The sequence below is a fragment of the Streptomyces cellostaticus genome, assembly GCF_023630175.1.
Lineage (GTDB): Bacteria > Actinomycetota > Actinomycetes > Streptomycetales > Streptomycetaceae > Streptomyces > Streptomyces cellostaticus_A.
Genome location: NZ_JALLIN010000001.1, coordinates 24,999 through 50,024, shown reverse-complemented (window position 1 = coordinate 50,024; position 25,026 = coordinate 24,999). Strand labels below are relative to the sequence as shown.

2 protein-coding genes (1 of these 2 cut by a window edge) are annotated in these 25,026 nt (G+C 74.7%); both read left to right on the top strand.

Annotation, left to right across the window (positions count from 1 at the left end):
* Positions 1 to 3,796, top strand: partial view of a non-ribosomal peptide synthetase gene (locus MXD57_RS00165; protein WP_250399153.1) — the final stretch only. It extends 8,888 nt beyond the left edge of the window; 3,796 of the gene's 12,684 nt are visible here — the last part of the coding sequence; its start codon lies beyond the left edge, outside the window; it ends in the stop codon at positions 3,794 to 3,796.
* Positions 3,793 to 25,026 (top strand): SDR family NAD(P)-dependent oxidoreductase, encoded by a 21,234-nt coding sequence (locus MXD57_RS00160; protein ID WP_284504883.1) that lies wholly within the window; start codon positions 3,793 to 3,795, stop codon positions 25,024 to 25,026. Before MXD57_RS00165 ends, MXD57_RS00160 begins: the two co-directional genes overlap by 4 nt.

The following is a 25,026-nucleotide window of genomic DNA, read 5'->3' as shown; positions in this document are numbered from 1 at the left end:
CGCGCTGTCCGCCCGCGACGAGCAGCGGCTCAAGGAACTCGTCGGCCGCTGGGCCGAGTTCCTGGCGCGTCCGGAGCTGCCGCCGTTCGCAGACATCGCGCACACCGCGCAGTCCGGTCGCGAACCGCTGCGCGAACGCCTCGCCGTCATCGCCGCCGACCCGGCCGAGCTGCGCGCGGGACTGCTGCGCTTCCTGGACGGCGACAGCGGCGGCGTGGTCCGCGGCCGCACGCCGGGGGCCGACGCCCCCGCCGGACCGCTCCCCGCCGACGGCGCGTACGGCGACCTGCTCTCGCTCGCCCGGCACTGGACGGCCGGGGGCCGGGTCGACTGGTCCCGCCTGCCCACCGGCGACCGGCCCCGGTGGGCCGCCGCCCCCAGCTACCCGTTCGCCCGCGGCCGCTACTGGCCCGAGCCCGCCAGGACCGTGGAGGCCGCACCCGTGCAGGAGCCCGATGGGCGGCAGCCGCTGTTCTTCACCAAGAGGTGGCGCAGGACCGAGCAGCCCCGGCCCGAGCCGGTGACCGGACGGATCGTCTGCCTGTACACCGACCGCTCCCGGGAGGCGGCCCGGCAGGTCGCCGAGGCCTTCGGACGCGACCGGGTGATCCCGGTCCGCGAGGGCGGACCCGCTGACGGCGACGCCGGGTTCACCGGTGAGCGGGACGCGATCGCACTGCTGGACGATCTCGCTGACCGGCACCCCGGCCTGACCGGCTGGCTCGACCTGAGCGAACTCGACCGCCCCGCCGCCGACCCCGGCCCGTGGACGGCCCGACTAGCCGCCCTGCAGCGCCTGCTGGCCCGCCGCCCCGGCACCCCGCTGCGCATCGTGCACGCGGTGCGCGACCGCGGCGGCGCGGACGGCCGTCGCTTGGCGGGCGTGGTGCGGCTGCTCGGCGCGGAGTACCGCACCGTCCGCGCCACCGTCGTCGAGAGTGACGCCGGGCCCGCCGAACTGGCCCGGCAGCTGCTCGCCGAATGGGCGGGCGGCGAGCCCACCGCCGAGGTCAGGCACTGCGGCGGCGAGCGGCTCACCCCGGTGCTGGAACCGGTGCAGGCCCCGGCCCCGGCCAAGTTCCTGGCCGACCCGGCCAAGGTCTACCTGGTCACCGGCGGCACCCGGGGCATCGGCGCGGAGGTCGCCCGCCGCCTGGTCGAACGAGGCGCCCGCCGCCTCGCCCTCACCGCCGCCCACCGGCTGCCACCGCGACACCGCTGGGCAGCGGCCGAGCTGTCGGACCGGGAGGCCGTCGCGGTGCGCAACGTGCAGGCACTGGAGCGGGCCGGGGCGCAGGTGATGCTGCACGGCGAGGCCCCCTCCACCGAGGCCGGCCTCGGCGCGTTCCTCTCCAGGGTGCGCGGCTCGCTCGGCCCGATCGGCGGCGTGGTGCACTGCGCCGGACTGCCCAGCCGGGGGCGGCCCTCCTTCGTCCGCAAGGCGGTCGCGGACATCGCCGAGGTGTTCGAGCCCAAGACGGCGGGTGCCGATCAGCTGGAACGGCTGTGCGCCGCCGACCAGCCCGCGTTCTTCGTCATGATGTCCTCCGCGAGCACCCTGCTGCCCCGCCTCGGTGCGGGCGTCATCGACTACGCCGCCGCCAACGCCCACCTGGAGTACCTCGCCGACCGGACCCGCACCGGCCGCACTCGCTTCCACAGCGTGCACTGGCCGACCTGGCGCGGCACCGGCATGGGCGCCGACCAGCCGGACGGCTGCGCGCCCGCCGGGCTGGACGCGATCACCGTCGAGGAGGGGCTGCGGGTACTCGAGGCCGTCCTCACCGGCACGCTGCCCGCCCAGCTGCTGCCCGCCGTCCCGCTGCCCGGGCGCTTCGACCAGGAGACCCTCCTGCACGCGAACCGTGCGGTGGCAGCGCCCGTCGACGCGCCGGCGGCCACAGCGGCCACAGCGGCCACAGCGGCGGCCACAGCGGTCACGGCTGCCCCGACGCTCCGCGATGCGCCGCCGGACTGGCTGCTCGCGCTCTTCTCCGAGGCGCTGGAGATCCCGTTGCCCGACCTGGACGCCACCGCCCCGTTCGCCGACCTGGGCGTGGAGTCGGTGATGCTGGGCGAACTCGTCGAACTGATCGAGCAGCGGATCGGCAGCAGCCTGGAACCGGCCGTGCTGCTGGAGCACCAGACCCTCGAACGGCTAGCCGAGTACTTGCGGAGGACCGGACTGGACCGGGCGGCCGTCGACGCGCCGTCGCCCCCCGAACCCGTGCCCAGCGCCGTGCCGGTGTCGAGCGCTCAGCCGCAGCCGGCCCCGGTCAGGCCCCCGGTCGCAGCGCAGGAGCCCGTCGGCCGCCGCGTCGCGATCATCGGCCTGGACTGCCGGTTCCCCGGCGCCCCCGACCCGGACGCCTTCTGGGCCGCCCTGGCGGCGGGCCGCGACAGCATCACCGAGATCCCGCCGAGCCGCTGGGACCACCTGGCGCTGTACCGGCCCGAGCACCGGATCGGCAGCAGCGTCAGCCGGTGGGGCGGGTTCGTCGACGGCATCGAGGACTTCGACCCGGAGTGGTTCGGGATGACCGAGGAGGAGGCCCGCTGCCTCGACCCGGCAGTCCGGCTGGTCCTCGAAGGCACCGTCAACTGCTGCGCCGACGCCGGTTACCGGACCGAGGAGCTGCAGGGCCGCGAGGTCGGGGTGTTCATCGGCGCCCGCCTCGGCGACTACGGCCGGCGGATCGGTCTGCGCTCCGGCCCGGCCGCGCTCGGCGGTGACCAGAACTTCGTCGCCGCCCGGGTCGCCCATCACTTCGACCTGCACGGCCCGAACCTGGTCGTCGACAGCGCCTGCTCCTCCGCCCTCGCCGCCGTCCGGCTTGCCTGCCGCAGCCTGCTGGAGGGCGAGTCCGAGCTTGCGATCGCCGGCGGCGTGGACATCCTGCTGGACGAGCGCCCCTACCTGGAGTTCAGCGCCGTGCGGGCTCTCTCGCCGACCGGCCGGTGCGCCACCTTCGACCGGGACGCCGACGGCTTCGTGCCCGGCGAGGGCTGCGGCCTGGTGCTGCTCAAGCCGCTCGCCCGGGCGCTCGCCGACGGCGACCGGGTGCTCGCGGTGGTCGACGCGGTGGCCCTCAACAACGACGGCCGCACCATGGGCCTCACCACCCCGAACCCGGTCGCCCAGGCCAAGGTGATCCGCCGCGCCCTGGCCACCGCCGGGATGTCCGCGGAACGGGTCGGCATGGTCGAGGCGCACGGCACCGGCACGATGATCGGCGACCCGATCGAGTTGCGGGCGCTCACCGACGTCTACCGGGAGACCACCGACGCACGCGGCTTCTGCGCGATCGGCAGCGTCAAGTCCAACATCGGACACCTGCTCAGCGCGGCCGGCGCGGCGGGCCTGGTCAAGGCGGTCCTGGCGCTGAGGAACCGTCAGCTCCCGCCGACCCTGCACTGCGAGAACCCCAACCCGCGCTTCGACTTCGCCGACTCCCCGTTCTACCCGAACACCACCCTGCGGGACTGGCCCGACCCCGGCCGTCCCAGGGTCGCCGCCGTCAGCGCCTTCGGGCTCGGCGGCACCAACGCCCACCTGATCGTCAGCGAGCCGGCGCCCGCCGAGCGCCCGCCGATCCGCCGCCCGCTGCCCCGGCCGGTCTTCGAGCGCCGCCGACTCTGGCTGGAGGCGCCGGCCGCGCACGGACCGGCGCACCCGGCGCCCGCACCCGCCGCGTCCGCCGGGCCGGTCCGCGCCGCCTCGATCCTCGACCTGCACTTCGAACCGAATCCCGCCGCAGGGGCCGTCCTCGGCATCCCGGAGAGGACCCACCGATGAGCGACCCCACCATCGACTGTCGACTCAGGCTGCGGCACGGCGACTTCATCATGCAGAACCACCGGGTCCACGGGGTGTCGGTGATGCCGGGAGTCACCTTCCTCGACATCGTCCTGCGGGTCCTCGCGGCCCGGGGCCTGGACCCGACCACCGTCGAACTGCGCGGCATCGTCTTCGCCGAGGCCATCGCCACCGCGGAGGGTGACGACCGTGAGATCCGGGTGGTGATCGGCGAGCCGGTGAACGGCATCCGCCCGGTCACCGGCACCAGTCGCCGGCTGCGCGGTGACGAACCGTACGGCGAATGGCGGGAGAACATCCGCGCCGAACTGCATCCGGCCGGCCCGTCCGCCGTCCCGGACCTGGACGTCGCCGCACTGGTGGCGGGCGCGGTCGGCACCCGGTCGATGGCGGACATGTACGCGCACACCCGCTCCCGGGAGATCGTGCACGGCGCCGCCATGCAGTGCGCCGGCCCGATGCACCTCGGCGCCGACCACCTGCTGGCCGAACTCTCGCTGGTCCTGCCGGAGACCGCCGAGGACCGCGCGTTCCTGCTGCACCCCGCGAAGATGGACGCCGCGACCATCGTCGCGTACGGGCAGCGCGAGATCACCGCCGCCGAGCCGTTCATCCCGATGTTCATCGACCGGTTCCGCGCGCACGGCCCGCTGCACGGCGCGTTCCTGGTGCACGTGCCGCGGCCCGAGGAGCTCACCCCGTCCGGCGAGCTGTTCCGCAGCACCTTCTCGCTGCACGACCAGCAGGGGCGCGCCGTCGCCGAGTTCGACCGCCTCACCTGCAAGCGGATCCGGCGCCCCGAGTCGATCCGGGACCTGCTGCTGGAGACCACCGGCGTGCAGCAGCCCGTCGCCGCCGGCCCGCAGGCCCCCACCGCCGACTACCGGCACTGGCTGCGCGGGCGGATCGCCCGGATGCTCGACCGGAGCGCCGACACCGTCGACGACGGGCTCGGCTTCTACGACATGGGCCTCACCTCCGTCGACATGCTGCGGATCAGCGACGACCTCGAGGAGGTCGTCGGCTCCGCGCTCTACCCGACGCTGCTGTTCGAACACACCACGGTGGACGGGTTGGTCCGCCATCTGGAGGAGACCTACGGCGCACCCGCCCTGGCTGTTCCGCGGGCGTCCGCACCCGCCGTACCGGCACCGCGGGCGTCCGCACCCGCCGTACCGGCACCGCGGGCGTCCGCACCCGCCGAGCCCGCCCGCCCGCACCGGGCGCGACTGCTGCGCCCGGTCTGGCAGCGGGTCGCGCAGTCCGCACGGACCGTGCCCACCGACCTCGCCGTGCTCGGCGCCGACCCTGCGCTGCTCGCCGCGCTGACCGAACGGGCCGCCGCCACGGGCGCGCTGGTCGTCGAGGTCGACCCCGGCGATCGAGCGCTGCTCGGCGTGCAGCTCGAGGCGCTGACGGAGCGTCACGGCCGGGCCTGGACGCTGCTGGACGCCACGGGACTCGGCGGGTCCGCCGCCGACCCGGCCGACGTCGCGATCGCCGCGTGGGCGGCCTGCGCGGCGGCGGGCGAACGGCGGCCCACCCGGATGCGTGCGGTGCTGTTCGCGCACCGGCAGCAGCCGGAGTACGCGGCGGTCGCCGCGCTCGGCCGCACCGTGACGGCCGAGCTGCCCGCGCTGGCGGTCCGCGCCGTCGAGGTGGCCGCCGCCGGCCCCGCCGGCCCCGCCGAGCTCGCCGCGCTGCTGCTCGCCGAGGCCGCCGACCCGTCGGCGGAGAGCGAGGTCCGGCACGCGGGCGGGGAGCGCTGGGCCCGGCGCTTCCAGGTGGTGGCCAGTCCCGCGCCGGCCGGGGCAGCGGTGCTGCGCGAGCGCGGCGTCTATCTGATCACCGGTGGGGGCGGCGGCCTCGGTCCGCTGCTGGCCGAGCACCTCGCCCGTACCCGCCGCGCCCGCATCCTGCTGTCCGGCCGCTCCGCGCCCAGCGAGGCGCTGCTCGGGCGGATGCGGGAGTGGCAGCGGTACGGCGCGGACGCGCGGTACCGGACCGCCGATGTCACCGATCCCGCCCAGGTTCGCGAACTGGTCGCCCTCGCACACGAGGTGTACGGCCGGATCGACGGCGTCGTGCACTGCGCAGGGGTGGTCCGGGACGGCATCTTTCTGGCGAAGCGGCCCGAGCAGATCCGCGAGGTGCTGGCCCCGAAGGTCTTGGGCATCCGCCACCTCGACGAGGCGACCCGCGCCGACCGACCGGACTTCCTTGCCGCCTACTCCTCGCTGTCCGCCGCCATCGGCAACCCCGGCCAGAGCGACTACGCCTACGCCAACGCCTACGTCGACCACTACCTGGCCGCCCGGCCCGGCCGGGGAGTCTCCGTCGACTGGCCGCTGTGGGCCGAGGGCGGCATGCGGGTCGACGCCGAGGTCACCGAGCGGGCCGCCCGCACCCACGGCGCCAGCCCGCTGCCGACCAGCACCGGCATCGAGCTGTTCGAACGGGCGCTGGCCGCCGACGACAGCCGGCTGGTCGTCACCCACGCCGACCCCGCCCGGTCCGACGACCGCCTGCCGCTCACCGACGGCGACCTCGCCGGGCCGCACGCCGCCGAGCCGGGCGGGCACGGACCGGACGCCATCGCGGTGATCGGCATGGCCGGACAGTATCCGCAGGCCGCCGACGTCGACGCGTTCTGGCGGCTGCTCGCCGAAGGCCGCGACTGCATCACCGAGGTACCGAAGGAGCGCTGGGACCACGCGGCGATCCACGACCCGGAGCACGGCCGACCCGGCCGCACCTACGGCCGCTGGGGCGGGTTCCTGGACGGCATGGACCGCTTCGACCCGGCGTTCTTCGGCATCTCCCGCCGCGACGCCGAACGGATGGACCCGCAGGAGCGCCTGTTCCTCACCACCTGCTGGCAGACCCTGCAGGATGCCGGCCACCCGGTGTCCCGGACCACCGCCTCCTCCGTCGGTGTGTTCGCCGGCGTGATGTGGAACCACTACCAGCTGGTGCAGGGCGCCGAGGACGGCGTCCAGCCGACCGCGATGCACGCCGCCGTCGCGAACCGGGTCTCGTACACGCTGAACCTGGCCGGCCCCAGCATGGCCGTCGACACCGCCTGCTCCTCGTCGCTGACGGCCATCCACCTCGCCGCGGAGAGCCTGCGCCGCGGGGAGTGCGAGATGGCGCTGGCCGGCGGGGTGAACGTCGCAGCCCACCCGCAGAAGTACCTGCAGCTCGCCCAGGGCCGCTTCCTCTCCGACGACGGCCGCTGCCGCAGCTTCGGCGCGGGCGGCACCGGCTACGTGCCCGGCGAGGGGGTCGGCGCGGTCCTGCTCAAGCCCCTCGCGAAGGCCGAGGCCGACGGTGACCACATCTACGGGGTGATCCGGGCCACCCGGCTCAACCACACCGGACGGACCAGCGGCTTCACCGTTCCCAGCCCCACCTCGCAGGCCGCGCTGATCCGCGAGGCCCTGGACGCCGCCGGCCTGCCGCCGTCCGGGATCGGGTACCTGGAGGCGCACGGCACCGGCACCGCGCTCGGCGACCCGATCGAGATCGACGGCCTGCGCAAGGCCTTCGCCGCAGCCGACACCGGGTCGGACGGCTGCGCGATCGGGTCGGTGAAGTCCAACATCGGCCACCTGGAGAGCGCCGCGGGAATCGCCGGCGTCACCAAGACGCTGCTCCAGCTGAAGCACCATCAACTCGTACCCTCGCTGCACGCGGAGGTGGTCAACCCGGCCATAGACCTCGCCGCCACTCCGTTCCGCCTGCAGCGGCGGCTCACCGCCTGGCCCGCCCCCGCCGACGGCTCACCGCGCCGGGCCGGCGTCAGCGCCTTCGGCGCGGGCGGCTCCAACGCGCACCTGGTGCTGGAGGAGTACCGCGTCCCCGCCGATCAGCCTGCCCGCGGCGGACGGGAGCTGATCGTGCTGTCGGCGCGCGACGCGGACGCCCTGCGCGTGTACGCCGAGCGGATCCGGGCTCTGCTGCTCGCGTCGGCGGAGCCGTCGCCGGCCGGGGCCGCGGAGCTGCGCCGGGTGCTCACCGGTGCCGTCGCCCAGGTTCTCGGCGTCCCGGCCGACGCGGTCGACCCCGCCGAGCCGCTGGTCGACCTCGGTGTCGAACGCACCGGCCTGGCACTGGTCCGCAAGGTCCTGGACGAGCACCGGCCCGGCCTCGGCGGACAGCTGCCGGCCGAGGGCGACCGATCGATCGACCAGCTCGCCGGGCAGCTCGACACCGGGCCGCGGCCGGCCGTCCCGCTCGCCGCCCTCGCCCACACCCTGCGTGTCGGCCGCGACCAGCTGAGCAGCCGGCTCGCCGTCCTCGCCGCCGATCACGCGCAGCTGCTCGCCGCCCTCGACCGCTACCTGAGCGGCGCCGCCCCCGAGACCGGCCAGTACTGGGGACAGGAGAGGGCCGGCGTCGCCGAGCCGCGCCCCGAACTCGCCGAACTGGTCCGCGCCGGACGGCTGGAGGAGGTAGCGGCGGCATGGAGCGCCGGGGCCGACGTACCGTGGGCGGACTGCGCGCCGACCGGCCCGGTCCCGCGCCGGGTATCGCTGCCGGTCCCGCCGCTGCGCGAGGAACCGCACTGGCTGGGCGACTGGCAGCGCCGCAACGGTGAAGCGGTCGTCCCCGCACCGGCGGCGACCGCCGCGCCGGCCGCTCCCCGGGCGGTCGAGCCGTACCACGGCGACGAGGTCGAACTGCGGGTCCTGGAGCACGGGATCGCGCTGGTCACCATGTGTGACCACGCCCACCGCAACATGTTCACCGCCGGACTGACGCACGGTCTGGAAGCGGCCTTCGCGGAGATCGACACCCGCGAGGACATCCGTGCCGTGGTGCTCACCGGCACCGAGACCGTCTTCAACCTCGGTGCGACCCCGAAGGCGCTGGAAGATCTGGCCGAGAAGCAGACCCGGTTCACCGACACCCCGTTCGTCTACGAGGGCCTGCTGCGCTGCCGCCGCCCCGTGGTCTCCGCGATGCGCGGCCAGGCCTCCGGCGGGGGACTCGCCTTCGGCCTCTACGCCGATCTGGTGGTGCTCGCCGACGACGGTTCCTACGGGGCGAACTTCCTCAAGTACGGCTTCACGCCCGGCATGGGCGCCACCCTGGTGCTCGAACAGCGCCTCGGCTGCACCCTGGCCACCGAAATGTTCCTCACCGGCCGCAGCTACCGCGGCGAGGAACTCGCCCGTCGCGGAGCCTCGGTGACCGTCGTCCCGGCGGCGGCCGTGCTGTCGACGGCGCTCGACCTGGCCCGATCGATCGCCGCCAAGCCCGTCGAGGCGGTCGCCGAGCTCAAGGCGGAACTCGCCGCGCGGCTGCTCGCCCGGCTGCCGGAGATCGTCGAGCGCGAGGTCCGGATGCACGAACGGGTGCTCGGGGGACGCTCGTTGGAACTGGTCCGGGAGCACTTCCGGAAGGTCCGCGACTACGGCGCGACGGTCACCGCTGCCGCTGCGGTCGAGGCACCGGTCGCTCCGCCGGCCGCCGTAACCGATGCGATGCCGGTCCTCACGCCTGCCGCCTCCGTCGAGGTGCCGGTGGCGGCGCGGCCGGTCGACGCCGCCGAGGCCGCGCTGCCCGACCCTTCAGAGGTGGAGCGGCTGGTGGTCGCCACGCTCTGCGCAATCGTCTACGCCACCGAGGAGGAGATCGACCGTCAGCTCAGCTTCAGCGAGTTGGGCCTGGACTCGATCGGCGCGGTGGAGATCGTGCGGAGCCTCAACCAGCGCTTCGGCCTGGAAATCGACTCGGTCGCCGTCTACGACCACCCCACGGTGGCCCGGTTGACGGCGCACGTCCTGGAGACCGCGGAGCAGGCCCGCGCCCTGCACCGTTCGGCGCTCGCCTCGGCGCCCGCGCCCGCACCGGCGCTCGCCTCGGCGCCCGCCTCGGCGCCCGCGCCCGCGCCGGTGTCTGCCGCGCCGGAGCCACCGCGGTCGACCGAACCGCCCGCACCGCCGGTGCAGCCCGCGCCGCCGGCCCCTGCCGCGCCCGTCGCCCCGGCCGCCCCTGCCACCCCCGGACAGGTGAGCCTCCGGCCGCTGCGCGGCACTCCTGTCCAGCCCGTACAGCCCCAGCCCGTGCAGCCCGCCCCGTCCGTTCAGCTCGCGCCACTCGCGCCCCGGACCGAGGCAGCGGAGCCGTCGCGGCCGCCGGCGCACGACACCGACGGCATCGCGATCATCGGTGTGGCCGGCCGCTTCCCGGACGCGGAGGACCTCGACGCGTTCTGGGCGAACCTGGCCGCCGGCCGGACCAGCATCTCCCCGGTGCCGGAGACCCGTTGGGGCACCGGCTGGTTCGACCCGGACCGGCGCGTCCCGGACCGTTCGTACAGCAGGTGGGCGGCACTGCTGCCGGACCTCGGCGGCTTCGACCCGCGGTTCTTCCAGCTGTCTCCGATGGAGGCGGAGGCGATGGACCCGCAGCAGCGCCAGTTCCTGCTGCAGGCGTGGACGGCGCTGGAGGACGCGGGCTACGCGGGCCCGGGGGAGCGACTCCGGTGCGGGGTGTACGTGGGGGCCAGCGGCGGTGACTACCACCACCTGCTGCGGGCGGCCGGCCAGGCGGACACCGGGCAGGCGTTCCTCGGCAACAACATGGCGATCCTGGCGGCCCGGGTCGCCTACCTGCTCGACCTCAGCGGCCCGACGATGACGGTCGACACGGCGTGCTCCTCCTCGCTGACGGCCGTTCACCTGGCCTGCGAGGCGATCCGCGGCGGCGACTGCGAGCTGGCGGTCGCCGGCGGCGTCGCGGTCATGACGACGTCGCAGATGCAGGTCTGGAGCAGCCGGGTCGGGATGCTCTCGCCGACCGGCCGGTCCGTCCCCTTCGACGCCGACGCGGACGGCATCGTGCTCGGCGAGGGGGTCGGCGCGGTGGTGCTGAAAAGCCTGCGGGCGGCGCTCGCCGACGGCGACCGGATCCACGCGGTGATCAAGGCGAGCGGAGTCAACGGCGACGGCCGCACCAACGGCATCACCGCGCCGAGCGCGACCTCGCAGGCCGAACTGCTGCGCGCGGTACACCGCAGGGCCGGCGTGGAGGCAGGCGACATCGGGTACGTGGAGGCGCACGGCACCGCCACCAACCTCGGCGACCCGATCGAGGTCAAGGCGCTCAACCAGGTGCTGGGCGCCGCCGACGGGCCGGGCTTCACCGCTCTCGGCTCGGTGAAGGCCAACATCGGCCACACCACCACGGCAGCCGGCATCGCCGGGCTGCTCAAGGTCGTGCTGGCGTTGCGCCACCGCGCGCTGCCCCCGCTGCCCGGCTTCACCGAGGCCAACCCCAAGCTCGACCTGCCGGGCGGCCGCCTGCGGGTGGTTCGCGAACTGACGCCGTGGAAGCCGGGCCCGAAGGGTGTCCGGGTCGGCACGGTGAGCAGCTTCGGCTTCAGCGGCACCAACTGCCATGTGGTGCTCGCCGAACCGCCGGTCCGCCCCGCGCCGGAGCGCCGGCCGGCGGCGGCCCGCGGCCTGGTCCCACTCTCGGCCCGTACGCCCGAGGCCCTCACCCAGGTCGCCGTTGACCTCGCGGAGGCGTTGGAGCGCGATCCCGCACTGCAACCCGCCGACGTCGCCTACACCCGCGCACTGGGCCGCGCCCACCTGCCGGTCCGCGCCGCGCTGATCACCGGATCCCGCGAGGAACTCCTGGAGCAGCTGCGCAAGCTGACGGCCGGCCAGGACACCCCCGGCTGTTACGTCGCGGGCTGCGCGAACCTGGAGGAGGCCGCCGGCTCGGAGGACCCGCTGGCGCGGGCGGCCGCCGCGTACGTTCGAGGGGGCACCCCCGACTGGGCGGCGCTCACGGTCGGCGGCCGGCGGGTGGCGGTACCGACGTACCGCTTCGCGCAGGAGCACTACTGGACCACCGGTCCGGCCGCCGCCGACCCCGTGGTGCCGCCCGGCAAGGCGGACGACCGCCGGCTCCCGGCTCCGACGCGGCACGCGCCCCAGGAGCCGGTCCGGCCCGCGGGCCCGGGCGGCGGGGCCGACGGCGCCACGGTGGTGCGCCCCGAGGACCCGGTCGCCACCGACCACCGGGTGGCGGGCCGTCCGATGCTGCCCGGCACGGCGGCGCTCGCGCTGGCCGCCGACCTCGCCGGGCCGCCGTACCGGCTGTCCGCGGTGCGCTGGCTGCGGCCGTGCGAGCTGTCGGAGCCGCGTCGGCTGCGGCTGGCGGGGGAGGAGTCGGCGGCGGGCCGGTCGTTCCTGCTCGAGGCGGAGGGTGTGGAAGGTCCCTGTGTGCGGGCCGAGTTCGCGGCGCTGACCGCCCAGGAGGCGGCCGCGTTCGCCGCCGAGCCGCCACTCGACCTCCGGCTGACCGCAGACGGCTGCCAGGACGTTCGGAGCGCCGACGACGTGTACGGGGCGTTCCGCGCCGCAGGCCTCGCGTACGGGCCCTCGTTCCGCCGCCTCGAGCAGGTGCGGGTCGGCGGCGGTGAGACACTGGGCACGCTGCGTCCCGCCGACGGGCCCACCGGGTGGCAGGGGCGGGCAGCGGTACTGGACGCCGGACTGCAGGTGCTCGCCCCGATGCTGGAGGCGGACGGCCCGCAGGCGCTGCTGCCCTTCGCCGTGGACCGGGTGACGGTGCTGCGCCCGCCCGAACTCGCCCGGTACTCGCACGCCCGGCGCACCGGCAAGGACCGGTTCACGGTGTCGCTGACCGACGGATCCGGCGTGCTGTGCGTCCGGTTCGACGGCGTCTCGCTGCGCGCGGCGCCCCGCCCGGCGGCTGCCGCCGCCGCGGTGCCCGAGGGCCTGGGGATCTTCCGGCCGGTCTGGGAGAGCGCCGGGCCGGCCCCGGCGGAGGCCGCGGGTGGCGGCACAGTGCTGATCTGCCACCCCGAGACCGACGGCGCGCTCACCACCGCACTGACGGACGTCCACCGGAACTGCCGCGTCCGCACCGTGGGCCACCACGACATCGACGCGGTGACCGAGGTCCCCGACCTCGTCTACTTCCTCACCGACCCGGCGCCCGCCCACCGGCCCGAGCAGGACCGGAGCGTGCCGGCGATGCTCCGGCTGGTCCAGCGGCTGCTGGCCCTCGGCGCGGCTCACACCGGACTCGCCGTCCGCGCCGTCCTGTTCGGCGCGGTAGCGGTGACCGGCGGCGAGCCGCTCCGGCCGCACGCGGCCGGGCTGCTCGGCCTGTGCGCCACCGCCGCCGCCGAGTACCCGAGCTGGACGGTCGGCTGCGTGGACGCCGGGACCACCCGTGCCGCCCCCGAGCACCTGGCCGCGCTCCTCGCACGTGAACCCGCCGCCGACCGGCTGATCGCCCTGCGCGACGGGCAGCGCCTGCGGCGCACCCTGCGGGCCGCCCGGCCCACCGGCGGCGAACCGCCCTGGCGCGAGGGCGGCGCGTACGTGATCCTCGGCGGAGCGGGCGGCCTCGGCCGCACCCTCGGCCGCCACCTCGCCCGGACCCACCGGGCCCGGCTGGCGCTGATCGGCCGCCGCGCCCAGGACCCGGCGATCGACGCGGCGCTCGCGGAGATCGCCGAACTCGGCGGCGAGGGCGTCTACTTGCAGGCCGACGCCGCCGACCCGGCGCAGCTCGGCCGTGCGGTGGCCGCCGCCCGGGCCCGCTTCGGCACTCTGCACGGGGCCGTGCACACCGCCCTCGACCTGCGGGACCGGACGCTGCTGCACGCCGACCCGCAGACCTTCCGCGAGGTGCTCGCGCCCAAGGTGGCAGGTACCGCCGCGTTCGCCGACGCGTTGCGCGAGGACTCGCTCGACCTGCTGGCGGTGTTCTCCTCCGCGGTCTCCTTCACCGATTCGGCGGGCCAGGCCGCCTACGCCGCGGCCAGCACCTTCCAGGACGCCTACGCGCAGTGGCTGGACTCCCGGGTCCCGTACCCCGTGCAGGTGCTCAACTGGGGCTTCTGGGGAAGTGTCGGGGTGGTCGCCGACGAGCGCTACGGCGAGCGGCTGGCCGCCTTCGGCGTCGGCTCGGTCGAACCCGCCGAGGGGCTCGCCGCGCTCGACCGGGTGCTCGCCGCCGGCCTGCCGCAGGCCGTGGTGGTCAAGGCCGACGCCCGTGGACTGGCCCGGCTCGGCGTCCGCGCCGAGGCCGACGACCCGCTGGCCCGGGCCCGGGCCGGCTTCGCCGCACTCGACGTGGTGGCCGCCGACCTGCTCCGCGCCGAGTTCGCCGCACTGCCGGAACTGCCCCCGTTGGAGGAGCCGTCGACGCTGGACGAGTTCACCCACCGGATCGGAGCCGACGGCCGCGACCGCTCCGTGCTGCGCGCGGTGCTGCGGGTGCTGGAACGGGCCGGCGCGGCCACACTGGACGGCGACGGCACGCTGACCTTCCGGCGCGCCCTGCTCGACCCGGAGCGGCTACCGGTCGCCGAGTTCACCGCCGCCCACCCCGCGATGGCACCCCACCTGACGCTGCTCCAGACCTGCGTGGCCGGCATCCCCGGCATCCTGTCCGGCCGGATGGCCGCCACCGAGGTCCTGTTCCCGAAGGGCTCGCCCGCCCTGGTCGAACCCGTCTACGCCGACGGGCCGGGTGCCGAGCACTTCCACCGGCTGATGGCCGCCGAGGTGGTCGGCTCCGCGCAGCGCCTCACCGGCGGCGAGCGGCCGCTGCGGATCGTCGAGATCGGTGCCGGCACCGGCTCCGCCACCCGCCACGTACTGGCCGCCTGCGCGGCGGCCGGGCTGCCGACCGCATACCGCTACACCGACATCTCGCCGGCCTTCCTGCGGCACGGCGAGGCCAACCACGGTGCACCCGGCATGCGTTACCAGCTGCTGGACATCGAGCGCGACCCCACCGCCCAGGGGTTCGACCCGGGCTGCGCCGACATCGTGCTGGCCACCAACGTGCTGCACGCCACCCGGGACATCGGCCGCACCCTGGGCAACGTCCGAACCCTGCTGCGGCCCGGCGGCCTGCTCGCCGCGAACGAGGTGACCAGCTCCTCCGAGTTCGTCACCCTCACCTTCGGCCTCACCGAAGGCTGGTGGCGATTCGAGGACCCGCAGCGCCGCCTCCCGGACTCGGCGCTGCTGGGCCCCGCCCAGTGGCGGGCCGCCCTAGCCGATGCGGGATTCCGGGTGACGGGGGTGCGCGGCATCCCCGGCACCCCCGAGGACGAACTCGAGCAGTGCCTGGTGACGAGCGAACGGGAGTTGGACGTGACAGCCGAGCAGACACCGGCGCTGACCGCGGACCAGGTCCGCGGGTACGTGCGGCAGGTCTTCGCCGAGGTGCTGAAGTTCCGTGCCGCCGAACTCGACGACCACGCGACCTTCGAGACGTACGGGATCGATTCGCTGATCGGCCAGAACATCGTGTACCGGATGGAGCAGGACCTCGGTGCGCTGCCCGCCACCCTGCTGTTCGAGCAACTCACCATCGATCAGCTCGCCAACCACCTGCGCACCGACCGCGCCGAGCAGCTGACCGCGCTGCTCGGGTCCGCTGCGCAGCCCGTCGAGGCCGCGCCGCCGGGTCCGCCCGCCCCGGCTGCCCCGGTCGTGCGGACGACGCCGCCCGTGCCTGCCGCGGAGCCGGCCCGGCACCACCCGGCAGCGCATGACGAGGCCGCCGATATCGCGGTGATCGCCGTCAGCGGACGCTACCCGGGCGCTCCGGATGTGGAGACCTTCTGGCGCAACCTGGAGGACGGTCGCGACGCCGTCACCGAGGTCCCCGCCGACCGCTGGGACTGGCGGCTCACCTTCGACGCCAAGCGCGGCCGCAGCTACAGCCGGTGGGGCGGATTCCTCGACGACATCGACAAGTTCGACCCCGCCTTCTTCAACATCCTGCCGCGCGACGCCGCCGACATCGACCCGCAGGAACGCCTGTTCCTGGAGACCTGCTGGGACCTGCTCGACCGGGCCGGCTACCTCGGCAGCTCCACCCACGAGACGATGACCGGGGTGTTCGCCGGCGTCATGTACGGCTCATACGGGCGGCTCGCCGCCACCGGCTGGGCGCACGGCAGGCTCTCCGGTGCGCACTCCGCGTACTGGTCGGTCGCCAACCGGGTCTCCTACCACTTTGACTTCCAGGGCCCCAGCTTCGCCGTCGACTCAGCCTGCTCCTCCTCGCTGACGGCGGTCCACCTCGCCGTCGAGAGCCTGCGTCGTGGCGAGTGCCGGATGGCCGTCGCGGGCGGCGTCAACCTGATCCTGCACCCCGCGCACCACGTGTCGCTGTCCGCGCTCAACATGCTCGCCGGGGACGGCGCCTGCAAGGTCTTCGACGAGCGCGCCGACGGCTTCGTACCGGGAGAGGGCGTCGGCGCGGTGCTGCTCAAGCCGCTCGCCGACGCCGAGCGCGACGGCGACGAGATCCTCGTGGTGATCAAGGGCAGCACCGTCAACGCCGGCGGCAAGACCGGCGGCTACACGGTCCCCAATCCGCAGGCGCAGGCTGCGCTGATCGCCGAGGCGGTGCGCCGGTCCGGCGTCGACCCGCGCACCATCGGCAGCCTGGAGGCGCACGGCACCGGCACCGTCCTCGGCGACCCGATCGAGATCGCCGCCCTCATCAGGGCCTTCGAGGAACTGGGGGCCTCTCCTGAGGAGTTCCGCTGCGCCGTCTCCTCCGTCAAGGCGTCCATCGGCCACCTGGAGGGCGCGGCCGGCATCGCCGGACTCACCCGGGCGCTGCTCCAGCTCCAGCACGGTCGGATCACCCGGTGCGTCAACCTGGAGAACGTCAACCCGAAGATCCCCTTCGCCGGTTCGCCGTTCTACCTGCCGCGCGAGACCGTCGCCTGGCCCGCCCCCGCCGACGGTTCCCCGCGCCGGGCCGGCGTCAGCGCCTTCGGCGCGGGCGGTGCGAACGCCCACGTGGTGCTGGAGGAGTACCGGCCCCGCACCGCCCCCGCGACGCCCCGACTGCCCGGCGGCGAGCAGCTTTTCCTGCTCAGCGCGCGCACCCGGGGCCAGCTGGTCCGCTACGCCGAGCGGGTCGCCGAACTGCTCTCCACCCCCGAGGGCGCCGAGCTCCCGCTCGCCGCACTGGCCCACACCAGCCAGATCGGGAGGCGCGAGATGGCCGAGCGACTCGCGGTACTGGCCACCGAGACCTCCGAACTCGCGCACAAACTGAGCGACTTCGTCGGCGGCACGGGGAGCGCCGGGGTGGTCGTGGGCAGCGTCGGCGGGGACTCCGGCGGCTGGTCGCTGCTCGACGACGAGGACGGGGCCGCGCTGGTCGCCACCATCCTGGCCAAGCGCCAACTCCCCAAGCTGGCCCGGCTCTGGACGGCCGGAGTGCCCGTCGACTGGCACGTCTGCTGGCCCGCACCGCACCCCCGCCGGGTCCAGCTGCCGCCCTACCCGTTCGAGCGCAGCCGCCACTGGCTGCCCGACCACGCCGCCGAGCCGCTTCCCGCCACCACGGCGCCCGCCGCACCGGCCGGGCCCGCCACCGCCTGTCGCTACCTGCGCCCGGTCTGGGAACCCGCCCCACTCGATTCCACCACCCCCCCGCTCCCGTCGACGGTGCTGATCGTCGCGGTGGACGAGGAACTCGGCGCCGAACTCGCCCGCCGACTCGACGGGCGCGGCACCCGGTCCGTCCTGGTGCTCCCCGGCGCCGGCTTCGCCGCCACCGGGGAGCACCGGTACACCGTGGCCACCGGGGACCGCGAGGACCTGCGGCGGCTCGCCGCCCGGCTCGCCGAGACCGGCGCGCTGCCGAACGCGGTGGTCGTCGCCGCCGGCGCCGACGGGGCCGATCCGGACACCGGATTCCTCCCGCTGCTGTGGTCCTGCACCGCCCTGCTGGCCACCGCTCGCGCGGGCACCCCGCTGCGCGCCGTCTACGCGCACCGCGGAGCGCCGCTCGACGCCCAGCCCGGGCACACCGCCGTCGCCGCCGCACTGCGCAGCCTCGCCATGGAGCACAGCCGCTTCACCGGCAGCTGTCTCGCGGTCGGCCCGGAGGGGGACGCCGCCGGGCGGATCCTCGCCGAACTCACCGCGCCCGTCGCGGACGACCCGGTGGCCCAGTCCGGCTACCGGGACGGGGCACGGCTGCTGCGCCGACTCGCCGAGTTCACCCCGGCCACCGGCGGCGAGCCCGCCGACCTCGTCCTCCGCCCCGGCGGCACGTACCTGATCACCGGCGGCACCGGAGCCCTCGGCGTCCGGGTCGCCGAGTTCATGGCCGTCCACGGCCGCCCGCTCAACCTGGTCCTGGTCAACCGCGGCGGACCCGGCCGCGACGCCCGCGACCGCCTCGACAGACTCGCCGGCAACGGCGTCACCGTGCAGTGGGAGCGCGCCGACGTCACCGACTCCGAACAGATCCGCCTGGTGGTCGAGGAGACCATCGACCTCTACGGCGCACTGCACGGTGTCATCCACGCCGCAGGGGTCGTGCACGACGGCCGCGCCGTTGGCAAGGAGCGCGCCGAGGTCGAGGCGGTGCTCGCCCCGAAGCTGGCCGTCGCCCACCTCGACGACGCGATCGGCGAGCGGCCGCTCGACTTCTTCGCCGTCTTCTCCTCGCTGGCCGGTGAGGTCGGCAATCTCGGCCAGGTCGACTACGCCTACGCAAACGCCTACCTGAACGGCTTCGCCGAGACCCGGGAACGCCTGCGCGCGCAAGGCCTGCGCAACGGACGCACCGTCGCCATCGCCTGGCCGCTGTGGAGGGACGGCGGTATGCGGGTCGACGAGGCCACCCTCCGGCTGTACGCACGGCGCTGGGACATGCTCCCGATGACCACCGAGACCGGCCTGCGGGTGTTCTGCCAGGCCCTGGCCGGCGAGGAGCCGGTGCTGGTCGCCGTCGAGGGCGCGGCCTCCGCGGCGCCCGAGGCCGCCCCCGCACCCGTGCAGGTGTCCACCCCGGCCCCGGCGCCCGTTCAGGCAGCGGTCGACCCGAGTCTCGCGGTGCGGGCCGAACTGCGCCGGATCGCGGCGGGGTTCCTGCTGGTGGACGAGCACGAGGTCGACATGGACGCGGAGCTCCTGGACTCCGGCTTCGACTCGATCACGCTCACCCAGCTCTCGGTCGACGTCAACGAGACCTACGGTCTCGACCTCCTGCCCACCGTCCTGTTCGAGTGCCCGACCCTCGACGACTTCGCCCGCTACCTGGTGATCCACCACGCGGACGAGATATCCCGGACGGCCGGTCGGAGTGGCGCCCCCGCCGCCGAGCCGTCGCCGGAGCCGGTCGCGCCCGCGGCGGTGGCGACGCCCCGGCCGGCCGCACCCGCCGCCGTCGTCGACCCGGACCCGGATCCGCGGCAGTTGTACGGCCCGGCGCCCATCGCGGTCGTCGGCATGGCCGGCCGGCTGCCCGGCTCGGCCGACCTCGACGAGTTCTGGCGGCACCTTGCCGCCGGGGACCACCTCGTCGGCCCCGTCCCCGCCGACCGCACCGACCTCCGCCGGCACCCGGAGACCCGGGAACTGCGCGGCGGGTTCCTCGAGAACATCGCCGACTTCGACGCCGCCTTCTTCGGGATCTCCGCCACCGAGGCGAGCCTGATGGACCCGCAGCAGCGGCTGTTCCTCGAGGTCGTGTGGCGGGCCGTGGAGAACGCGGGTTACCGGTCGTCCGAACTCGCGGGCAGCACCACCGGCCTGTTCGCGGGGGTTTCCACCACCGACTACGACGACCTGATGCGCAGCAACGGCGTCCCGGTCCAGGCGCACACCGCCACCGGCCTGTCGCACGCGGTGCTCGCCAACCGCGTCTCCCGGCTGCTCGACCTGCGGGGCCCCAGCGAGGCCGTGGACACCGCGTGCTCGAGCGCGCTGGTGGCGATCCACCGGGCGGCCCGGGCGATCCTGGACGGCGACTGCGACCTCGCGATCGCCGGCGGCGTCAACGCGGCCCTCAGCCCGGGACTGTTCACCGCCTTCACCAAGTCCGGGATGCTCAGCCCCGACGGCCGGTGCAAGACCTTCGACGCCGCCGCCGACGGCTACGTGCGAGGCGAGGGCGCGGGCGCGGTGGTGCTCAAGCGGCTCGACCGGGCACAGGCCGACGGCGACCACATCCACGGCGTGATCCGGGCCACCGCCGTCAATCACGGCGGCCGCTCCACCTCGCTCACCGCCCCCAATCCCGAAGCACAGGCCCAGGTTCTGGTCCAGGCATACCACCGGGCCGCGCTGTCGCCGGACACCGTCAGCTACATCGAGGCGCACGGCACCGGCACCTCGCTCGGCGACCCGGTGGAGACCGACGGCCTGAAGCGCGCCTTCGCCCAGCTGTCCGCCGAAGCCGGCCTGCCGCCGGCCGGCCGCCCGCACATCGCGCTCGGCGCGGTGAAGACCAACATCGGCCACCTGGAAGCCGGGTCCGGCATCGCCGGGGTGCTGAAGATCCTGCTCTGCATGAAGCACCGTCAACTGCCGGCCACCCTGCACCTGACCGAGATCAATCCGTACCTGCGCCTGGACGGCACTCCTTTCCACATCAACGACCGCACCGTGCACTGGGCCGGTGTCGACGACGGCACCGGCCGGACCGTCCGCCGGGCGGGCGTCAGCTCCTTCGGCTTCGGCGGCTCCAACGCCCATGCGGTGCTGGAGGAGTACCGCGACGAGACCCCGGCTCTCACCGGACTCCCGGCCGCCGCACAGCTCTTCCCGCTCTCCGCGCCGACCGCCGCCGCCCTGCGCGACTACGCGGCGGCACTGGCTCGGCACCTGGAGGCCGACCCCGACGCCGAGCCCGCCCGCGTCGCCTGGACCCTGCAGACAGGACGCGACGCCCACGCCGAACGCGTGGTCCTCACGGCCGCCGACCGCGACTCGCTGCTGGCCCGACTCGTCGCAGTCGCACAGGGCGAGCGGATCGACGGTCCCACCGACCCCGCCGCCCGCGAGTGGCTCGACAGCGGCCGGACCGCCTGGGCTTCCCACTGGCCCTCCACCCGCCCGCGACGCCTCCCGCTCCCCGGCTTCCCCCTCAACCCCGTGCGCCACTGGTTCACCTCCCGCACCGCCACCCCTGCCCCGGAGGCCCCGGCCACCGTCGAGTCCCCGGCCCGCACCGCCCTGCCCCTCCCGACGCCCGGCACCGCCCCGGCCCGCACCGCGGACGGCCTGATCAAGCTGACCGCAACCACGACTACGACCCCGTCGTCGGATACAGCGGTGGTCGCCCCCGACCCGACCCCGACCCCTGCCGTCGCCTCCGTCCCGGTTCCTGACTCCGTCCCGGCTCCGGTCCCGGTTGCGGCCCCCGCCCCAGTCGTCGTCCAGGTACCGGCGGCGGACCGGGAGGAGGTCGCCGGCCTGATCCACTCACGGCTGGCCGAGATCCTCGGCCTGGACCCGGCGACGATCCTGATGACCAGTTCGTTCGTCGAGCTCGGCCTCGACTCGATCTTCCGGATGGAACTGGTCCGTGTCCTCAACGACCGCTATGGCCTGGACCTCAAGGCGTCCGAGCTCTACGACTACGACAGCGTCCGGCAGTTGACCGCGGCGGTGGTGGCCGCCATGGAGGATCAGCCGGCACCCGGACGGCAAACGGTGCCGGCACCGCCACCAGCACCGGCACCGGCGTCGGAGCCCGTCCCCGTTCCCGTCGTCGCGCCGCCCGTAGAGTCGGCGATCGACCCGCAGGAGCTGCTTGCCGACCTGATCTCGATGATCTCGGGACGCACCCTGACCCCGGGTGTCGCCTTCGCCGACGACGGCCTGACGTCCTTCGACATGCTGCGCACCGTCAGCGCGCTGGAAAAGCGCTTCGGTGCCCAGCGCAAGACCCTGATGTTCGACCACCCCACGGTGCCCGCCCTGGCCGAGCACCTGCTCGCCGAGTACGGCCCGGCGACGGCCGGTGGCCTGCGCGAGGCCCTGTCGTCGACGGCGGCCGGTCCGGAGCAGCCCGCCGCCCCGACGGCGACCGCGGTGCGGGCGGGGCAGCCGGCCGGCGGCTGGACGGTGCTGCGCAAGCGGCGGTTGCCACAGCGGGCGGAGCTGGCGGCGGTGGTCGCGGAGGTCGACACGCGGTGGGCGAAGGAGGGCGGCCTGGCGGGGCGCGACATCGCGCCGCTGATGTTCCTGGGCGCCGAGCGGGAGGGATACTTCAACTTCTCACGGAAGGGCGGAGTGCTGTTCGCGTGGAGCTATGTCGGCTCGCGCGAGTACTTCCCGAAGCTGATCGAGCAGTACGTCGCCTACGCGGACCGGCACGGCCTGCAGCCCAACTTCCTCTCGGTGGAGCACATCGAGTCGGTGGCCGGCCAGCCGTTCAGCGCCACGCCGTTCGGCGCGGTGCAGCGGCTGGACGATCTGAGCGCCTTCACCATGGAGGGCAGCCGGATGCGCCGTCTGCGCTACATGGTGAACCGGTTCGCCGCGGCGGGGGAGTGCACCACCGAGGAGTACCAGGTGGGCAGCGACCCCGCGGTCGACCAGGAGATCGTGGCGATGATGAGCCGCTGGGGCGAGACCAAGCAGATGGTCAACCCGTACGTGGCGGTGGTCAGCGAGGAGATCGGTCGTGGCCAACTCGCCCCGCGTCACCGGATGTTCCTCACCCGGGTGGACGGGGAGCTGGCCAGCGCGATCATCGTGACGAAGATTCCGTCGGAGTCCGGCTGGCTGCTCGACCTGGAGTTCTACCCGAAGGAGGCGCCGCTCGGCGGCCTGGAGTTCGCGATCGTCCGGATCATCGAGAAGCTGGCGGCCGAGGGCGTCGAGATCTTCAGCTTCGGCGCGAGCTTCGGCGTCAGGGCGGGCGAGTCCCCGAACTCCTCGCCCGAGGTGGAGAACGGCCTGTCCGAGCTGCGGTCGGTCGGCATCTTCGACGAGGGCAACTTCCAGTTCAAGAACAAGTTCCGCCCGACCAACTCGACGATCTACCTGTGCCAGCCGGACGACGAGCGGCGCAGCGCGGTCGCCGACGTGATCCTGATGATCGCCAACCCGGACCTGGACACCACCGCGCCGGAGGCCCTCGACGACGTGCCGGCCACGTCCAACTCCCACTCCGACTCCAGGGCCCCGGTCCGGCCCGCCGAGCCCGAGCCGGCCCCGGCTCCCGCTCCGGAGTGCCCGGAGCCCGTCGGCGCCGCTGCTCCGCAGCCGGTCGGCAGCGACTCGGCGTACGGCCGCAACCCGATCACCCTGCCCACCTCCGCGGTGCGGTTCGACCTGATCACCGACTCGTGGGCCGAGCTCGCCACCCCGGCGGTGACCGGGCGGATGGCCCGGCTGACCGAGGCGGCGGCGGGCGTGGAGCTCGGGGCGGAGGGCCTGCCCCGGGTGCCGTGGCTGGACTTCGAGTACGTGGTGCCGACCCCGTCGGGGCGGACCGCGGAGGCGTTGCTGTGCCGTTCGTGGCCGGGGATCCGGCAGGCGGTCGTGCACAACGGGCTGTTCCCGACCCTGCTGATGAGCCTCGCCGACAACGGCTTCGAGCCGGTCGCGCTGTCCGACTGCCGGCCCGTCACCAGGACCGGCCCCTTCCGGGATGTCGACCTGACGGCCCTGCAGCGGATCCTCACGGAGCGGCCGGGCGGGGTGTCGATGATCTGCCTGGAACTCAGCGACAACGCCCAGGGCGGCTACCCGATCTCCCTGGCGAACCTGCGCGAGGTGCGCCGGATCGCGCTGGCGGCCGGGATCCCGCTGGTGCTCGACGCCACCCGGGCACTGGAGAACGCGGCGTTCGTGGTGGAGCACGAGGAGGGCCAGCAGGGACGGCGCATATGGAAGGTGACGGCCGATCTGCTGGCCACCGCCGACGCGGTGACGATGGGCCTGTCGAAGGACTTCGGCATCGACTTCGGCGGTCTGGTCGCCACCTCCCGCCCGGGCTTGGTCGAGCAGCTGCGGGAGCAGGTGTCGACCCGTGGCCACCAGGTCAACCTGGCGGGCCGGCGGCAGATCGCGGCGGCCCTGGCGGACTCCGGCGGCGTCGCCGAGCAGGTGGGCCGGCGCCGGGCCGCGGTGAAGATGCTGTGGAACCTGCTGTCGCGGGCGGGCCTGCCCGTGATCGGCCCGGCGGCCGGGCACTGCGTGCTGCTGGACACCGCCGCGATGAAGCAGTTCGCGGACTTCGAGCACCCCGTGCCCTCCTGCCTGGACTGGATCTTCGAGCACACCGGCGTCCGGGGCGGCCCGCACCTGGCCACCGGCGCGGACGCGGCGCCGCTGATCCGGCTGGCGGTCCCGGTCGGCACCGATACCTCGGACATCCGGGAGATCGGCAAGCGGCTGGCCCGGCTGTACCGTTCCGGCCCCGCGCCGGTCGAGCTGATCGCGGTCGACCCGGCCGCGCCCCCCGCGCAGGCGGCGTACCACACCGCGGCGGGGGTGCCGGAGGACATCAGGGATGCGCTGCGTGACGGCGTCCGGGCGAAGGACGACAACCTGGGCGTGCTGACCGACTTCGGCGCGCCGGTGGAACACCGCATCGTCAGCGTCCCGCAGGGCGGCGAGGTGGAGGCGTTCACGGCGGGGAACGGGCCGACGCTGCTGTTCATCCACCCGTTCAACATCGGGGCGGGCGTGTTCCGCCACCAGTTCGCCGATCTGTCCGACCGCTACCGGGTGGTGGTGTTGCATGCCCCGGGCGTCGGCCGTACGAACGCCTCCGCCGACCTGACCCTGCGCGGCCTCGCCGAGGTGCACCGGGCGGCGCTGCGCGAACTCGGCGCGACCGGGCCGGTGCACCTCGCGGGCGCCTCGTTCGGCGGCCTGACCGCGCAGATCTACGCGCTGGAACACCCGGACGAGGTGGCTTCGCTGACCCTGATCTGCAGCTCCTACAAGTGCGCCAACCGGGTCGGCGAGGTCAACCGCCTGGACGTGGTGCTGAAGGAGGACTTCGACAGGGTCGCCGCCGACGGCGCGGGCGCTCCCGACGAGCAGCGGCGCCGACGGTTGGAGGGAGTGCTGCTGCGCTCCGAGAGCATGGACCCGCAGACCGGACTGCGCTACCTGGACGTGTTCGCCACCGAGCCGGACACGCTGTCCCGGCTGCCCCTGATCGCGGTGCCGACGCTGATCGTCCAGGGCCGCTACGACTCGGTGATCCCGCAGAAGACCGCACACCTGCTGCACGGCGCGATTGCCGACTCCCGGTACGCGGAGATCGACGGGGCCGGCCACTTCCCGGCGCTCACCCGGCCGGAGGTGTTCAACTCCGTTCTCACCGGGTTCCTCTCCGAGCTCGACACCGAGCACGACACCGAGCACGACACCGAGCTCGACCCACCGACCATGGTGAAGGGGGCGTAG